The sequence below is a fragment of the Bacillus sp. AFS029533 genome (assembly GCF_002585125.1).
Lineage (GTDB): Bacteria > Bacillota > Bacilli > Bacillales > Bacillaceae_G > Gottfriedia > Gottfriedia luciferensis_B.
On record NZ_NUQC01000001.1, the window covers coordinates 178,072 to 193,953 of the forward strand.

General features: G+C 32.6%; 19 protein-coding genes and 2 riboswitches. Of the genes, 8 read left to right on the forward strand and 11 right to left on the reverse strand.

The genetic code is table 11. From position 1 onward, the window contains the following. Positions 1-47: 47 nt before the first annotated feature. Positions 48-206, reverse strand: a riboswitch (SAM riboswitch). A 51-nt stretch (positions 207-257) separates the two neighbouring features. Then, positions 258-1,052, reverse strand: coding sequence for a carbon-nitrogen family hydrolase (locus COE53_RS00895; protein ID WP_142350388.1), 795 nt, complete (start codon positions 1,050-1,052; stop codon positions 258-260). Positions 1,053-1,198: 146 nt separating this feature from the next. Between COE53_RS00895 and COE53_RS00900 the strand changes: the two genes are divergently transcribed. The 5 genes from COE53_RS00900 (at position 1,199) to COE53_RS00920 (ending at position 5,641) form a co-directional block, all read left to right on the forward strand. After that, positions 1,199-2,383: an aminotransferase class I/II-fold pyridoxal phosphate-dependent enzyme gene (locus tag COE53_RS00900; RefSeq protein WP_483295417.1), complete on the forward strand. Its 1,185-nt coding sequence runs from the start codon at positions 1,199-1,201 to the stop codon at positions 2,381-2,383. A gap of 57 nt (positions 2,384-2,440) precedes the next feature. Beyond that, positions 2,441-2,544: riboswitch (SAM riboswitch) on the forward strand. A gap of 64 nt (positions 2,545-2,608) precedes the next feature. Continuing rightward, positions 2,609-3,829: a 2,3-diketo-5-methylthiopentyl-1-phosphate enolase gene (locus tag COE53_RS00905; protein WP_091021667.1), complete on the forward strand. Its 1,221-nt coding sequence runs from the start codon at positions 2,609-2,611 to the stop codon at positions 3,827-3,829. Between the two features lie 6 nt (positions 3,830-3,835). Next, complete coding sequence (locus COE53_RS00910) at positions 3,836-4,489, forward strand: 2-hydroxy-3-keto-5-methylthiopentenyl-1-phosphate phosphatase (protein WP_091021670.1); 654 nt, start codon at positions 3,836-3,838, stop codon at positions 4,487-4,489. Continuing rightward, on the forward strand, positions 4,486-5,112 hold the full coding sequence (locus COE53_RS00915; RefSeq protein WP_098947290.1) for a methylthioribulose 1-phosphate dehydratase: 627 nt from the start codon (positions 4,486-4,488) through the stop codon (positions 5,110-5,112). The genes COE53_RS00910 and COE53_RS00915 overlap by 4 nt, the downstream gene beginning before the upstream one ends. A gap of 16 nt (positions 5,113-5,128) precedes the next feature. Beyond that, entirely contained in the window at positions 5,129-5,641 is a 513-nt protein-coding gene (locus COE53_RS00920) for a cupin domain-containing protein (protein ID WP_069032278.1), read from the forward strand. Between the two features lie 48 nt (positions 5,642-5,689). Here COE53_RS00920 and COE53_RS00925 read toward each other — a convergent pair whose 3' ends face one another. Further along, complete coding sequence (locus COE53_RS00925; RefSeq protein ID WP_069032277.1) at positions 5,690-6,388, reverse strand: DUF421 domain-containing protein; 699 nt, start codon at positions 6,386-6,388, stop codon at positions 5,690-5,692. 200 nt (positions 6,389-6,588) lie between these two features. Here COE53_RS00925 and yjeM point away from each other — a divergent pair, with 200 nt between their 5' ends. Continuing rightward, complete coding sequence (gene yjeM / locus COE53_RS00930; protein WP_286162526.1) at positions 6,589-8,088, forward strand: glutamate/gamma-aminobutyrate family transporter YjeM; 1,500 nt, start codon at positions 6,589-6,591, stop codon at positions 8,086-8,088. Positions 8,089-8,169: 81 nt separating this feature from the next. Then, the gene (locus COE53_RS23790) at positions 8,170-8,310 is read left to right on the forward strand and encodes a hypothetical protein (RefSeq protein WP_175403438.1); all 141 of its coding nucleotides are present in this window, start codon (positions 8,170-8,172) and stop codon (positions 8,308-8,310) included. A gap of 154 nt (positions 8,311-8,464) precedes the next feature. On the opposite strand, the gene COE53_RS00935 is transcribed toward COE53_RS23790, so the two are convergent. The 3 genes from COE53_RS00935 to COE53_RS00945 form a co-directional block, all read right to left on the reverse strand. After that, on the reverse strand, positions 8,465-8,977 hold the full coding sequence (locus COE53_RS00935) for a hypothetical protein (protein ID WP_069032276.1): 513 nt from the start codon (positions 8,975-8,977) through the stop codon (positions 8,465-8,467). Positions 8,978-9,098: 121 nt separating this feature from the next. After that, positions 9,099-9,317, reverse strand: coding sequence for a hypothetical protein (locus tag COE53_RS00940; RefSeq protein WP_069032275.1), 219 nt, complete (start codon positions 9,315-9,317; stop codon positions 9,099-9,101). A gap of 39 nt (positions 9,318-9,356) precedes the next feature. Further along, positions 9,357-9,752, reverse strand: coding sequence for a VOC family protein (locus COE53_RS00945; RefSeq protein ID WP_098947292.1), 396 nt, complete (start codon positions 9,750-9,752; stop codon positions 9,357-9,359). 207 nt (positions 9,753-9,959) lie between these two features. On the opposite strand from COE53_RS00945, the gene COE53_RS24230 reads away from it, so the two are divergent. After that, entirely contained in the window at positions 9,960-10,733 is a 774-nt protein-coding gene (locus COE53_RS24230; RefSeq protein WP_098947294.1) for a peptidoglycan recognition protein family protein, read from the forward strand. A 35-nt stretch (positions 10,734-10,768) separates the two neighbouring features. Here the strand turns inward: COE53_RS24230 and COE53_RS00955 are convergent, their stop codons facing one another. The 6 genes from COE53_RS00955 to COE53_RS00980 form a co-directional block, all read right to left on the reverse strand. Then, positions 10,769-11,386, reverse strand: a complete 618-nt coding sequence (locus tag COE53_RS00955) for a TetR/AcrR family transcriptional regulator (RefSeq protein ID WP_098947296.1) — start codon at positions 11,384-11,386, stop codon at positions 10,769-10,771. Then, positions 11,340-12,608, reverse strand: a complete 1,269-nt coding sequence (locus tag COE53_RS00960; RefSeq protein ID WP_098947298.1) for an MFS transporter — start codon at positions 12,606-12,608, stop codon at positions 11,340-11,342. The genes COE53_RS00955 and COE53_RS00960 overlap by 47 nt, the downstream gene beginning before the upstream one ends. Positions 12,609-12,975: 367 nt before the next feature. Beyond that, the gene (locus COE53_RS00965) at positions 12,976-13,545 is read right to left on the reverse strand and encodes a DMP19 family protein (protein WP_069032271.1); all 570 of its coding nucleotides are present in this window, start codon (positions 13,543-13,545) and stop codon (positions 12,976-12,978) included. A 90-nt stretch (positions 13,546-13,635) separates the two neighbouring features. Continuing rightward, positions 13,636-14,229, reverse strand: coding sequence for a DUF2441 domain-containing protein (locus COE53_RS00970; protein ID WP_069032270.1), 594 nt, complete (start codon positions 14,227-14,229; stop codon positions 13,636-13,638). 85 nt (positions 14,230-14,314) lie between these two features. Next, positions 14,315-14,749: an HIT family protein gene (locus COE53_RS00975; RefSeq protein ID WP_098947300.1), complete on the reverse strand. Its 435-nt coding sequence runs from the start codon at positions 14,747-14,749 to the stop codon at positions 14,315-14,317. Between the two features lie 256 nt (positions 14,750-15,005). Continuing rightward, positions 15,006-15,545 (reverse strand): hypothetical protein, encoded by a 540-nt coding sequence (locus COE53_RS00980; protein WP_069032268.1) that lies wholly within the window; start codon positions 15,543-15,545, stop codon positions 15,006-15,008. Positions 15,546-15,882 lie beyond the last annotated feature (337 nt).

Sequence of the window (15,882 nt, forward strand, 5' to 3'; positions counted from 1 at the left end):
AAGCCTCTTTTCCGAGACGAAAAGAGGCAATACTAATTGGCTTTCGTCTCTTATCTACCAGAAAATTTCTTTTCTGTTGGAATTAGCACCGTGCCTTACTGAGCATTTAAGCTCAGGCGTATACAATACGCCCCATTTCACAATGGTATTACGGTCGGTTGCTGGGCATCGTCGGGCCAAATCCCTCCGCCTACTCGAAATAAGAGTTCGCATATTTGATTTTATAATCGTATTTTAGTTTATCGTTTTTTAATTTGTCAATTAATTTTTTGAAACTTTTTGTAAATTCCTTCTTTTCTGTCTTCAAAAATTGGGATTGTACCACGTATTTCATCAACTTTTTTCGGATCAATTTCGCCAAAAACGATTTCTTCATTCGTGCTGCCTTTGGTAACTACTTCTCCCCAAGGGTCAATGATCATTGATCCTCCACCAAATGTATTCGCTAAATCTTTTCCCACTCGATTACAAGCAACAACATAACATTGATTTTCAATTGCTCTTGCTTTTAATAAAATTTCCCAATGATTCATTCTTTGGATTGGCCATTCAGCAACAAAAAATAAAACTTTTGCACCCTTTTGAGAATGCGCTCCAATCCATTCAGGAAAACGCAAATCATAGCAAACAAAACCTGCAGCCGTTAATCCATCGATTTCAAAAAGACCATCAGTTTCCCCTGATTGAAGATAGTGATGCTCGTTCATTAACTGGAATAAATGAACTTTATCATAGGTTTTTACTACTTCACCTGTATTGTTTATAACAATTAACGTATTCGTTACACCATTTTCTCTTGCAATTGGGAACGAACCAGCAATCAATATTACGTTATTTGATTTTGCGATTGACTGAAGCTCAGAAATAACTGCTTCTTGTTGATCTGTGTGTACGCCAATTTCTTCCAGACAATAGCCTGTTGTCCATAATTCCGGTAATACGATTATACGGACATTTTCTTTAACAGCTTCGTTTATTTGAGTTTTCATTTTCTCTAAATTAGCCTTTGAATCACCTAATATAACATCAGATTGAATACACGCAATTTTAATCACAATTTATTCACCCTATTCTAAATTTTATAGACATTTTTAAATCGAGCATATATGATGGTGAAAGTTATTGCAACAGTCGTTCATGAAAATCATTCGATTAAGAAACGATCTATTCAAATTAATTTTATTATATTTTTGGAGTGATTAACTTGAATCATAGTAAACTATTAAACAATTTACCAAAACAATTTTTTGCTTCACTAGTCCAAAAAGTAAATCAGTCAATCAGTAATGGTCATGATGTCATTAATCTTGGTCAAGGAAATCCAGATCAACCAACACCTGATCATATTATAAAAGCATTACAGCAATCTGTTGAAAATCCATTAACTCATCGCTATTCTCCGTTTAGAGGAATGAGCTCTCTAAAAAATGCTGTTGTAGAATTTTATAAACGAGAGTATGATGTTGATTTAGACCCAGAGGAAGAAGTAGCCATCTTATTCGGTGGAAAAGCTGGATTAGTAGAGCTACCACTTTGTTTAAGTGATGCGGGAGATACAATTTTAGTGCCAGACCCAGGCTATCCGGACTATTTATCTGGTATATCTCTATCAAAAACAGTTCCATACATGCTTCCATTACTAGAAGAAAATCAATTTTTACCAGATTATAAGTTAATTCCTCAAGACGTTTTGGATGCTAGTAAAATATTATTTATCAATTATCCAAATAATCCCACAGGAGCTATAGCTACTGATGAATTTTTTAAAGAAACAGTTGAGCTTGCAAAAAATAATCAGATTACCGTTTGTCATGATTTTGCTTACGGTGCATTTGGTTTTGACGGCAAAAAACCTTTAAGTTATCTTCAAACTCCAGGAGCAAAGGAATGCGGGATTGAAATTTATACCCTTTCTAAAACTTATAATATGGCTGGTTGGAGAATCGGTTTTGCAGTTGGAAATAAAGAAGTTATTTCAGCAATTAATCTATTACAGGATCATCTTTACGTTAGCATCTTCCCTGCTGTTCAAGAAGCTGCCGCTGTTGCACTAACTGAATCGCAAGAAAGTGTCAAACAACTATTAGCTCTTTATGAAGAGCGTAGAAATGTATTTATTAGCGGTTGTCACGAAATTGGATGGGAAGTAACTGCACCAGCAGGTTCGTTTTTTGCATGGTTAAAAATTCCATCAGGTTTTACATCACAGGAATTTGCTGATCTTTTACTTGAAAAAGCTCATATTGCAGTCGCTCCAGGAAATGGATTTGGAGAATATGGTGAAGGTTATGTAAGAGTCGGCCTACTATCAGATACGGATCGCTTGAAGGAAGCAGTTGCTAGATTAAAAGAGATTGAAATATTTTCAAAATTTAATGTTTGACAATTGTGATTGTTCATGAAATAATGCGAATAGATTAAGAATTCAAAATTAAATATAACTTTATTCAGAGTAGGTGGAGGGACCGAGCCCGACGAAACCCGGCAACCGGCTAGTTAACTAGTACGGTGCTAATTCTCGCAGCATTTGCTGACAGATAAGGTGTAGGTAAACCTCTCCTTAGTGGAGAGGTTTTTTGTTTGATTAAAACTTTTTGGAGGTTTTGAAATGAGTGGAGTAATAGCAACTTACCAAGTTTATGATAAAAATCATCATTTAGAAAAAAAGGCAGAGTCAATTGCGCTAGGTTTAACGGTTGGTTCATGGACGAATTTACCTCAAAATGATCAAATTCAATTACAAAAGCATAAAGGCAAAGTACTTTCAGTTCATGAAATAGAATGCGAAGAAAATATCGTTAACTTTTTAGGCTATAAAGCGACAAAAGGGATTATTGAAATCTATTATCCTAGCTTAAATTTTTCAGCTGATCTACCAGCTATTTTAACAACTGTTTTCGGTAAGCTATCTCTTGATGGTGAAATTAAACTAATTGATTTAAATTTTACAGATGACATTTTAACTCTTTTCCCAGGTCCAAAATTTGGTATTAAAGGCATTCGAGAGAAGTTGGATGTATATGATCGTCCTTTATTAATGAGCATTTTCAAATCAATTATCGGCAGAGATATTCAATACATTTCAGGGGAATTAAAAAAACAAGCTTTAGGTGGCGTTGATTTAATTAAAGATGACGAGATTCTTTTTGACACGATTACCTCTATTACGGATCGCGTCACACACGGAAAAAATATTTTGAACCAAGTTTATGAAAAAACAGGACACAAAACTTTATACGCGGTGAATTTAACTGGCCGTACATATGAGTTAAAAGAAAAAGCATTACGGGCTGTTGAAGCTGGTGCTGATGTATTTTTATTAAATGTGTTCTCGTATGGAATTGATGTACTGCAAGGATTGGCAGAAGATCCATCAATTAATATTCCAATTATGGCACATCCTGCTGTATCGGGTGCGTTTAGTTCCTCTCCAATTTATGGTATTGACGCTGGATTATTACTAGGGAAACTTTTACGAATTGCTGGTGCAGATTTCAGTCTATTCCCTTCTCCATATGGATCAGTTGCATTACAAAAAGAGACAGCATTAAAAATCGCTGAAAACTTAACAGTATCAAATGGACTAAAAGAGACATTCCCAGTACCATCTGCTGGAATTCACCCAGGACTTGTACCTCAACTAATTCAAGATTTTGGAATTGAGCAAGTCATCAACGCTGGCGGCGGTGTGCATGGACACCCGGATGGACCAATCGGTGGAGGTAATGCATTTAGAGAAGCAATTTCAGCAACATTATCTGGAGTTGAGCTAAAAGACTACGCACTTCCAAATACATCACTACAAAAAGCATTACAACTTTGGGGGTAAACAACAATGGCAATAAAGATTTTTTGTGATTTTGATGGAACAATTACAGAGGGTGACAATATCGTTAATTTAATTAAAGAATTCACTCCACCTTCAGTAAGTGAATTAACAAGTGAAGTATTAAATGGCAATATATCAATTCGAGAAGGCGTAGAGAAAATGTTTGCTACGATTCCTTCAACGAAAAAACAAGAAATGACCGATTTTGTAATTGATCGTACTGTCATTCGAGATGGTTTTAGCGATTTTATTCAATTTGTAAGCGCTCAACAATATGAGTTGAAAGTTGTAAGTGGCGGACTAGATTTTTTCGTTCATCCTATATTAGCGGATTACCTTCCAACTTCGGAAATTTTATGTAATCGTACTGACTTTACAGGCCAAACTGTAAAAATTCATTGGGATCACTCTTGTGATGAAAACTGTACGAATGATTGTGGAATGTGCAAACCATCTGTTAAAAGAAAATTTAGTGAATCAAATGATTTTATCATTGTCATTGGCGATTCAATTACTGACTTACAAATTGCAAAAGAAGCAAATTTAATTTTTGCCCGAGATTTCTTAAAAGATAAATGTGTAGAATTATCTTTACCTTTCATTCCTTTTGAAAATTTCGATGATATTCGAGCTTCATTAGAGAAGGAGGTACTAGTATGAAGGACTTTTTCAAACATTATGATGAAATCCGTGAAGTAAAAAAAGTACTTGCTGATCGAGATTGGTTTTTAGGAACTAGTGGAAATTTATCAATTAAAGTAAATGAGGAGCCTTTGAACTTTTTAGTTACAACTAGTGGTAAAGATAAAACAAAACATACTTATGACGATTTTTTACTCGTTAATGAATTTGACCAATCTGTTTGGGATGAATCAAAAAAACCATCAGCTGAAGCCATTTTGCATCGTCTAATTTATCAACACACAAATGCAAAATGCGTTCTACATGTACACACTTTAGCAAATAACTTTATAACAAAGGATTTTCCATATCAAGATGAGTTATCTTTTTCTGGTATCGAAATTATAAAAGCATTAGGACTATGGGAAGAAGAAGCTGAAATTACAATTCCAATTATAAAAAATCATGCGCATATCCCTACTCTTGCAAATGAATTTCTACCACATATTAATAATGATCATGGTGCTGTATTAATTCATAATCATGGTATAACAGTATGGGCCGAATCGGCATTTGAGGCTAAGAAACATTTAGAAGCTTATGAGTTTCTTTTTCAATACGCATTACAAGGTATACAAAAAAATACATTTATAAAGAACTAATTTGGAGGAATGAAGAATGGCAACAATTTGGGTAGAAAAAAAAGATTATCATATTACAAGTGATGTTGAAGTAAAAGCATATTTAGAAGAACAAGGTGTTATTTATGAAAATTGGAATATCGAACAATTACAAAGTTCGTTACAAGAAAAATTTATTCTATCAGATGATGAAAAAGCAGCGATTCTTGAAACATTTAAAACTGAAATCGACAGTATTTCATCAAGACGTGGCTATTTAGCAAGTGATATTATTACGCTTTCAGAAGCAACTCCAAATCTTGATGAATTACTTAAAAACTTCAACCGTGAGCATCATCATACAGATGACGAAGTTCGCTTCATTGTTAGCGGTCACGGAACGTTTATTATCGAAGGAAATGAAGGCTTTTTCCATGTTAATTTGAATCCTGGAGATTTAATTTCTGTACCACCAAATGTACGCCACTACTTCACATTAGCAGAGGATCGTAAAGTAGTTGCTGTTCGATTGTTTGTTACTACTGAAGGCTGGGTGCCAATTTACGAATAATTTGATAAAAACTAAATTGACTCATATCCACTTTAGGATGTGAGTCAATTAATTTTCTTCTTCATTAAAATGATCTTCTCGGTAGTCGATATATAACGACCCGTCGGTTTGTACTTCAACAAAAAACACATCTGAAACTGATTTTATGCCTACCCTCTCAAGTTGAGCCATTAACCATTTTTTATCCAAGTTTAAATTTGATAATGCGTCTTCATTTACTTCCCCGTCAGTTACCACTGCTGTTGAAGTTGGAAATAACAAAGTTTTTTTCCACGTTTTATTTTTTTTCGTTTTAACATCTTTTGTTTTCATAATGGACAGACTGCCATCAATTTCAAATATAGCGTACTCAACATCTTTCAACGAATAAATACTCTCATTACGAAGCATTCCTTGAAATTGCTCCGTATCTATTCTGGCTTTTTTTAATGCATTTTCCATTATTTTTCCTTGTCTAATTAAAATAATTGGTTCACCAAGAATCAGCCGACGTGCAGTTTTAGATTTTAAACTTAAATACCCCATGACGATCGTCAAAACTGCCCAGCCAACTAATCCAATGATTCCATCCTCAATATCTAAAGTTTTAGATGTCGTAATTGATGCTGCTATATTCCCTATTGTTATTGCTGTTATAAATGTAAAAACATCTAATTGACTAATCTCCTTCTTCCCCATTAATCTCGTTAAAATAAATAAAACAAAAAATGAGCATATAACTCTCAATACTACTTCATTAAAGCTCATTTAGTTCATCCTTTCTATTTCCAAAAAACATTTTAAGTATTTATTAATCAACTTAGCGTTTGAAAAATAGAACGAAACTATTCTTTATTATTTCTAAAAAATTAGTAAACCTGTTCGGTTGTTATGTCCTCATAAATTACCGATTATTGAAGAAAATAATATTATTCATTTATTATCGACTAATTTATTGAGGTGAGATCTTGAGTAAAAAACTATCACTTGTTAGCTTAATATTAATGGTATTTACAACTGTATATGGTTTTGGAAATATACCTACAGCTTTTTATTTAATGGGATATAGCGCAATTCCATGGTATTTACTCTCAGCTATTACGTTTTTTATTCCATTTGCTTTTATGATGGCTGAGTTCGGAGCTGCATATAAGCATTCTGAAGGTGGAATTTATACATGGATGGCTGATTCAGTTGGGCCTAGATTCGCTTTTATTGGAACTTTTATGTGGTTCTCTTCCTATGTAATTTATATGGTTAGTGTCTCTTCTAAGGTTTGGATTCCGCTATCAACGTTTATTTTTGGTAGAGATAAAACCCAATCCCTTTCATTATTTGGACTTTCATCTACTCAATCAATTGGCTTATTAGCATTACTTTGGATGTTAGTTGTGACATATTTTGCTTCTAAAGGGATTGAAAGTATTAGTAAGGTTACAACGATTGGTGGGGTTACAGTTTTCTCATTAAATATAGTATTGCTAATCACAAGTATCCTTATTTTTCTATTCAATGGAGGAAAATTTGCTCAACCAATTAAAAGCTTTTCATCAGCATTTGCTCACTCACCTAATCCAAATTATCTATCTACCCTTGCGATCTTATCATTTGTTGTATTTGCAATCTTTGCATATGGCGGTTTAGAAGCAATTGGCGGATTAGTTGATCAAACAGAAAACGCCGAACGTAATTTTCCAAAGGGCATTACGATTTCAGCAATTATTATCTCAGTAGGATATTCGTTAGGTATTTTTTTAGTAGGTATTTTTATTAACTGGTCAAATGATTTAAGTGCTAGCACTACAAATTTAGGGAATATAACATATGTGCTAATGTACAATTTAGGATTAGAACTTGGAAAAGCTTTTACATTATCAACACATACTGCCGATCTAATTGGCATTTGGTTTGCAAGAATTACTGGATTATCAATGTTTCTTGCATATACCGGAGCATTTTTCACATTAATTTATGCTCCATTAAAAACAATCATTAAGGGTACACCAAAATACTTATGGCCAACAAAATTTACAGACACAAATGAGAAAGGTATGCCTGTCAATGCAATGTGGGTACAATTTGCAATAGTTTCATTTATCATTGTCCTAACATCCTTTGGAGGTCAAGGAGCGTCTGCATTTTTTAATAAAATAACTTTAATGACAAATGTTTCAATGACATTACCTTATATATTCTTAGGAATTGCGTATCCAATGTTTAAAAGGAATGATCAAATCGATAAACCATTCCAAATTTTAAAATCAAATTCATCTGCTTTATTTGCAAGCATTCTCGTTATATTAGTAGTTGGATTTGCAAACTTTTTTACAATCATACAACCGGCTATTGAGGGTGATTACAACTCAACAATCTGGATGATTGCAGGTCCCATCTTCTTTTCAATATTAGCTTTACTAATTCTTAACCGTTCAAGAAAACATACCCAAAAAGAGAAGAAAATTGCCTAGCAATCTTCCCACTTATTGTTAATAACAATTCCGAAAGTAAGTTGGAAATATAGCACATACTAAATTTGGAGGTGATATTTCATGGGTCACAATCAAAATCCACATGTAAAAAAGAAAAACAAAAATAAAGGGCAACCTACACCTGCTGCAGTTAATTCAGAAGGTTATTTTGCTCCAAGTAAATCAAATACTGAAGCTCTTAATGAAGTTAAAAACTCATAAAGAAAACTCGCGATTGGTGAGTCGTTAGGAGAAATCAAAAGGCGCAATTGTACTGATACTTAAATCCATCTGCGCCGATTTTTCTTCTCCGTTTGCCAATTTGTACTTTCTAAATATGTAAAAAAATGACCGTCATTTTGGCGGTCAATTTTGATTATTTACTCATCGAATTCGCGGTTTTTACTAAATCTCGAATCGTGTATTGTTTACCAGTTTCTTCTGAAAAAAGAAGTGAAATTGAATGATAAAGCCCGTCTTTCTTCCAACGAATTGTTTTTGTATTATCATCATCAGCAACAATCAAAACTTTTGTTCCATCTTTTAATTTAGTTGTTTTTAATGGTTGTTGTTCATCTGGGAAGGAAGGTTTTTTATTATGATAAGTGATGACAAACATTGTGACCTCTACTTCTTCATTTGAGTAATTAAAAGAGGTAGCATTAATAGCTCCATTTTTTTGATTTTTTTGTACATCCATTGTGACATCCTTTGCTCTAAACGGTATCTTTTCTGGTACAACTAGTTCTTTTTGTACATCTTTAGGTAATTGATCTACATCTTGTTTTATAGTTTTAGGATATTCTTTTTTTAATGATTCAACTGCACCATTACCATGAGAACAAGCAGTAAACAAAAGAATTGAGAATAAAAGAATAATTTTTTTCAATCCACATGCCCCCTATTTTTCCAAATCTACCGTTTCACTTAATATCTCTAAATGTCATCATATTAGTCCTAAGACAAATAAAAAACTGCCTGTATATACAAGACAGTCTTAAAACCTTTTCTTAAGGTTCAACAATTACGATTTTTCCTTTTTGTACATATAGCAATATTTCCGCGTTTTCCGCTTCATTTCTGTAAGTGTAGCATGTAAGATCATCAAACCCACCGTGTGAAACATCATGAACTGTATCAACTAATTTATATTTATTACCTCTAAATTCTATTTTTCTTTCAATTGATGGTTGTTCGGCTAAAATTTGTTCCTTTGATCGAAAATTCATCTAATCACTCCTTTTGTCACGATTAGTATAGCCATTTTCTTAGTTTTCAATTTTATGCCCTGATCCGAATCCAATTACATAACCGTCCAAATCTCGTACCGAAAACTCCTTCCAAACTCCCCATTCAAATTCGCTTAATTCAGGCTCGGTAACGATTATGGCTCCATTTGTTTTTAATTCATCAAATAGCAAATTTAATTCATCAAAATTATTAACATAAGCATACGTATTCCATGTTCCTTTGTTAGGATTAACATCTTCCTTATTATTCGCTTGAATTAACTTAAATCCTAATCCAAAATCATCCCTTATTGCCCAATATTCGTTAACTTCACAACCTAAACATTCTTCGTAATATTTTTTCGATTTGTCAAAATCAGAAACTAATAATACGGTCAATGAACTTTCGATTTTAGCTTTTTTTACCTCTTTCATTTGGTACCTCCTAAACTCATTCACCATTTTTAGTAAAGATTTGCTTCACTTAAATGAATTCAATCAATTTAATTGTATACCTTCTTTTAATTGGGGCCATTTTCAACATGATAAAAATTTAGTGTTCATATTCTATTACTAGTGACAATTGGAATTCAACAGATTCATTACAAAAATTCTTAAAAATATAGATAAGGAGGTTGTTGCATGCCAAGTTGGAAAAATAAATTCATCCCAATTAATCAATATACAAGATCAGGTCAAAAATTAAATGGAGTTAAAAAAATCGTTATTCATTGGATTGCTAATCCTGGTGCAACTGCTAACGGACATTATAAATATTTTGGTGAGGTTTTACCCCAACAAAATGCGGAGGCAATAAGTCAAGGGCGAAAACCCTCATATGCTTCAGCACATATTTTTGTAGATCCTAAAGAGGCAATTTGTATTATCCCTTTAAACGAGGTGACATTCCATGCAAATGAAAAATATACTTATGTGAATGGTGTACCATTTCGTGGAGTTGAAGCATTAAAGCCAAATGCCAATTTATTATCAATTGCCGTTGAAATGTGTGTTGAAAAAGATAATCGTATTTCAAATACGACCATCAATCGAACAGTAATGGTTGTGAATGATTTATGTTCAATGTTTAATTTAACTCAAAAAGATATCGTCCGTCATTTTGATATTACTAGAAAACCATGTCCATACCCATTTGTAAAATATACTGATATTTTTAATCATTTCAAAATAAATGTAGGGCATTTATTGAATCACTCATTAAAATACCCTGGTCATGTTATGAAAATAGGAGATTCAAATATTTATGTCATTACCATTCAACAGCTTTTAGGCATTACGCCAGACGGTCATTTCGGTACTCAGACTGCAAATGCCGTAAAACTATTTCAACAACAGATCGGTCTAAAACCGGACGGGATAGTTGGAGAAAAGACTTGGAATATGTTAAATAAATAATTTTATTTGGGATGCTAATTTAATAACAATCCCGTTCATTCTACTTCGAGAGCAAATTTTAAAAATTGTACAAACAAAATCGATTGTTCTTTTATCATGATTTCTTCCGCTGAGAGTATCGCATAGTATAGTGCAAGTCCATCAATAAATGAAACAATCATTCTTGCTAAAATTTCACTATCATACTTTTTACTAAATTCTTTGTTTTTTTGACCTTCTTTAATGACATCAGAAAAGATTTTAATACCATAAAAATATCGTTCTTTCCCATACTTTTTTCTTCTTTCATCATTTCTACCAGTAATGAAAAACTCTAAAGTAATTGGTGCCAAAGGATCCATTCGATCATTTGGCACTCTGCTTTCACCGAACATTCTTAACAAAAGTAATTCCCAATATGAATCAACATTTTGATTCAATAATTTACTTGTTTCCTCAGACACTCTAAGTAGCGACTCATATAAAAGTGATTCAAACACTTCTTCTTTATTAGCAAAATATTGATATAATCCACCTCTACTTACATTTGATGCGTCCATCACATGCTTCATAGTCGTTCTTTCATATCCATTTTCGATAAACACTTGTTTTGCTGCTTCTAAAATTTTAGTTCGACGTTGCTGTTGGTGCTCCTTGCTGACTTTCGGAGACATAGTTCTTCCCCCGCTCTACTCTATTTTTCGTTAAGAATCCTATTAGTGAGACAAATACTAAAAGTGATGCAGAGATAATAAATGTTGGAATGACACCTATTACCGTTGATAACCATCCTCCTAATAAAGGTCCAATAATTGTTGCTGTTGTGGTAACACTTCCTATTACGCCAAATACTCTGCCGGTTAACTCAACTGGGGTATCGACTTGAACAGATGCTTGGAATGGAACAAATACTAAGCCAGCTGCAAATCCTGCAAACAACCCTAATAATGGTGCCCAAACAATTGAAAAATCGAGATTAAAATGTGTGAATAAAGCCATCATACCAAAACCAAATCCGATTCCACAAACCCCAATTAACATTAAATTATAAGCACGATAATTTGTTTTTTTCGCTAATATTAAACTAGAAAAAAACATTCCTACTCCAGACCCAGTTACTAAATAGCCAAATAAACCTGGTGACGCATGTTTAAGTTCCCTTATTAAAACTATAATTTGCGAATCTGATAACTGCAAGATTAAGAGACTAAAACCTAAAAATAACATACCTACTAAAATTTGAGTATTTGTTTTAATAAATGATAGGCCTTCCATAAATTCAGTTTTATAGGAAGATTTCGATTTATCTTTCACTTTTTCTCCTTTAATCTGCTGGGCAACTTTTGGAAGCAAGAAAATTAAGATCGCAGAGATAATAAATGATACTGAATTAATATAAAATACTGGCGTTGTTCCAGCTGCTGAAACTAGAATTCCACTCAAAATCGGTCCGAAAATTTTTGTAGCTGAGTCAATCATTGCTGTAATTGACATCGCGCTTTTTATTTCTTCATTCGGAACTAGTTCCTTTAACTTTCCATTTTTCGCAGGATTAAAAACAGCAGAAAACAATCCAATTGTAAACAAACAAATATAGACCATCCACAACGTATTTGCTAATGCAAGTAAAACAAATAAACCAGCACGGACAATGTCCGATAAAACCATCAATTGCTTTCTACTAAAACGATCTGCAAACGTACCAGCAACTGGTCCTAATAAAGCCATCGGAACAGCGAGACATAAAATAATAAATGACACTTCAATTGGTGAAGCATTCCATTTTAACCCTACAAGCGTAATGATGGCGACAATACTTAACCAATCACCAATATTTGAAATCGCTTGAGCAACCATTAATGTTAAGAAACCTTTATTATTCCTTAGACCCTTCATCTAACTTAGCCCCCTTGAAACCGACACTCATGTCGTTTTTTATTTAATTATAACGACACTAATGTCGTTTTTCAATTACTTTTTCTGAATATTAGCTATATTCCTCGTTTAACTTTATTCATAAACGGAATTAAAAGTATTAAAATTTTTTGATTGGATTACAGTCACTTAATTAATTGGAATGAATTTAAAGAGAAGATTAAAGAAATTATACTAGTTAAATAGTTGGAGCAAATTAAATAAAAAGAAAGCGCAGTTAAATTAAAATGTTTATTTTTCAACTAAAAAAAGATTGTCAAATTAGACAACCTTTAGGAACAGTTATTCAATTAGAGCATTCGTTAGTTGAATAAGAGAATCTGAAATTTCATTTGTTTAGTTCCGTGATCAACAATGATTTATTTTTATCTACATACAAAATAAGGTAATCAAATATGTTTCTATCTTCTGAAGAAATATAAAGTTTTTCCGCAATTTCACAAATTCTATCTGCCATATCATCATATGCTGAGCCATGTGTTTCACTAAAGCCTTGAATGCTATAAAGTTCTTGATCCTTTGTATTAGCTCTTAATTGAGAAGTAGATATATTATTCTCATCCAATATATGCTTGATATTATTCAATATATTGTGATCTTGTTCTGCTTTTATCTTTTCTAAGGTTTCTATTGTATCGTTTAGATAAACACCACTTGAGTTTTCAAGAAAACCCAATATACCTTCCATTGCAAGTTCAGTATCAAAATTGATTAAGAGAATAACATCTCTAATTTGTTCAGGGATTTTATAAAAATATTCCTCTTGGAATATTAAATAATTTTCGCCTTCATATAAGTTTGATGCAATTTCTTCTACAATTTCTTCGCCAGATTTATCTTTTAATTTCTTCAATGAAACTAACTTATTAAGAAATTCTCGATAATTCCTATCTCTCATATCAAAACCTACCTTTGAAATAAACTAATGACCCTATTGACCTATCGCATGCGTTAGTTGCATAAGAAATAAATTTTAAAAACGGTGAAATTAAACTGCGAAATCATCAATAATTTCTACTACTTCAATTTTCCCATTAATTAAAAGCTCAGGAAGATCATTTGTAACATTACCTAACCAATACTTTCTAGCTTGTTCAATTTTCCGAGCAAATGGAACTCCATCCTCCTTTGGTAAAAGATTTCCATCCCCTTCAAATGAACTCCCCTTAACTCTTAATTTAACGATTTGCAAAACATTCCTATTGAACGAATCGAATATTTCCTTCCATTTCAAAGCATCCTCGTAACTTTTAGCAGCATATAAACAAGACAATCTAGACGGATATTCTGGATATTCTTGTAGTCTAACCATTTCTAAAATTACTTCTCTAATTGCTCTGGTTGTTTGACCTATATACTTCTTAACGACTTCAGTATTTTCTACATCCAGTTTCAAACCTGCTTCTGTATAATGTTTGTAAAAAATCCGAATAAAATCTTCACCTTTAGAATTCAATTGCTCCATCTCAAAAAAGAAGCTATATAAGGTGTTTTTTTGATCACTGTCGAAGTCAATTATCTGACCAAGGTTCATTTTTTTCCTAGTAACAATGTGATAAACATACATTTCGTTATCTTTCATGGTTCGTCTCCTACTCGAATACATCATTATTTAACATTATTTTTGAACTAAGCATACGTTAGTTACATAAGTTCTCAAATTCACTTTACCTCTCGATAATCTCTTCGATCATATCTTTTAACCTATTTTTCGTTTCTATAAAAGTAGCTTTTTCTTTGATATTATCCTTTTGTTCCTCATAGTAAAATGGTTCTCCTTCAAACCTCGGTATGACGTGCATATGATAATGCGTCAAGTCGTTGAATTTTCCACCGTTTTGGCAAATAGTAATACCATCAGGTTGAAATAATTTTTTTAGTGCCTTTGAAATGGTCATAGATGCTATCATAATATCATTTGCTGTTTCAACATCTAACTCTTCGGTTTCTAAATAATGCTTTTTCGGAAGAATTAAAGTATGTCCCTCATTAAAAGGTTCGATATCCAAAATGCAACAAACATACTCATTTTCATATACAATATTCACTGATTCAAGTTGGTTAGATAGTCTGCAACCTAAACATTCTGAGTTTAAAATCATAAGTATCTCCTTTGGTAATTATTCAATAAATATTTTACCAAAAATATCCACTATCTTAATACTCCTTGTTCAACTAAACTGCTATTTACTTTAATAAGAAAAAGCTACTGAAGTAGCTTTTAGGTTGTTCAACTATTGCATTAGTTAGTTACATAAGAATATTTTTAATAAGTTGACTCTGTTAAACTAAAATGTTGAATTTTGCGTACTAAAAAAGACTGTATTCACCAAACAGTCTTTTTAATGCTTTTTTAACTTAATCCATATTCAGATCATCTAAACGAATTTCAACGACTTTATCCGCCAGCCAAAATTCAAGTATCTTCTTATTCTTTTTATCAACATATCCGATGGTATCGCACCCTTGCTCGACATATTTAAAATAATTTGGTCCATATAACGAAATGATCTTTTCTTTTGAATCGCCTAATACGATTCCCTTACTGGTTTTAAGGTCAGACTGTTTTTCACTGTCATTGATATTACCGATGGCTAGTCTGACGATTTCTCCTTTGTTTTCCCCATTGATGATGGAAGCAGTTGTTAATCCATTTTTCCAAAAGTAGTAATCGTAGGCATCATTATCATCTTTTTCCAACGGTTTACCAAAGCGTTTTGTGTAAGCTGAAGTATTAATATTATCGTGTAGCTCTACTTTATCGAAGATTTCATTTGAAAGGTCTGTGGATTTTACAAATTTTGTATAGAATGGACCGTCTTCAAAAAATCTGTACGAATTAACAATCAAGCCAAATGCAATTAAAAAAATAAAAACGAAAATCATTTTTTTCTTCATAGAATCTCCTAACATTTACCCTTAACGCATATATTTTACCATAAAATTCCAAGTAATAATGCAACTAAACTGCCATTTTGTTGAATAAAAAAAGCGATCTTCTATTGAAGAATCGCATGAGTTAGTTGAATAACTTTTTAATTTAATCAACAAAAGGGACTGTATACGCTCGTCATTGCCAACAGTATAAACAATATAAAAATAAATAGTAAACCGTTCGAAGTGGCATCTCAGTCAACTTCTTCGCTCACTCGTTGAAAAGAACAAAGCAATTATTCTCGACGAGCACACCAACGAATTATTACAAGCAAAAATCAAATCCATTGCAAGAGCTGGT

Coding starts and splice junctions, on each gene's coding strand:
- COE53_RS00905 (WP_091021667.1), top strand. CDS start 2,609: ATGAGTGGAGTAATAGCAACTTACCAAGTTTATGATAAAAATCATCAT.
- COE53_RS00910 (WP_091021670.1), top strand. CDS start 3,836: ATGGCAATAAAGATTTTTTGTGATTTTGATGGAACAATTACAGAGGGT.
- COE53_RS00915 (WP_098947290.1), top strand. CDS start 4,486: ATGAAGGACTTTTTCAAACATTATGATGAAATCCGTGAAGTAAAAAAA.
- COE53_RS00920 (WP_069032278.1), top strand. CDS start 5,129: ATGGCAACAATTTGGGTAGAAAAAAAAGATTATCATATTACAAGTGAT.
- COE53_RS00925 (WP_069032277.1), bottom strand. CDS start 6,388: ATGAGCTTTAATGAAGTAGTATTGAGAGTTATATGCTCATTTTTTGTT.
- COE53_RS23790 (WP_175403438.1), top strand. CDS start 8,170: ATGGGTCACAATCAAAATCCACATGTAAAAAAGAAAAACAAAAATAAA.
- COE53_RS00940 (WP_069032275.1), bottom strand. CDS start 9,317: ATGAATTTTCGATCAAAGGAACAAATTTTAGCCGAACAACCATCAATT.
- COE53_RS00945 (WP_098947292.1), bottom strand. CDS start 9,752: ATGAAAGAGGTAAAAAAAGCTAAAATCGAAAGTTCATTGACCGTATTA.
- COE53_RS24230 (WP_098947294.1), top strand. CDS start 9,960: ATGCCAAGTTGGAAAAATAAATTCATCCCAATTAATCAATATACAAGA.
- COE53_RS00955 (WP_098947296.1), bottom strand. CDS start 11,386: ATGTCTCCGAAAGTCAGCAAGGAGCACCAACAGCAACGTCGAACTAAA.
- COE53_RS00960 (WP_098947298.1), bottom strand. CDS start 12,608: ATGAAGGGTCTAAGGAATAATAAAGGTTTCTTAACATTAATGGTTGCT.
- COE53_RS00965 (WP_069032271.1), bottom strand. CDS start 13,545: ATGAGAGATAGGAATTATCGAGAATTTCTTAATAAGTTAGTTTCATTG.
- COE53_RS00970 (WP_069032270.1), bottom strand. CDS start 14,229: ATGAAAGATAACGAAATGTATGTTTATCACATTGTTACTAGGAAAAAA.
- COE53_RS00975 (WP_098947300.1), bottom strand. CDS start 14,749: ATGATTTTAAACTCAGAATGTTTAGGTTGCAGACTATCTAACCAACTT.
- COE53_RS00980 (WP_069032268.1), bottom strand. CDS start 15,545: ATGAAGAAAAAAATGATTTTCGTTTTTATTTTTTTAATTGCATTTGGC.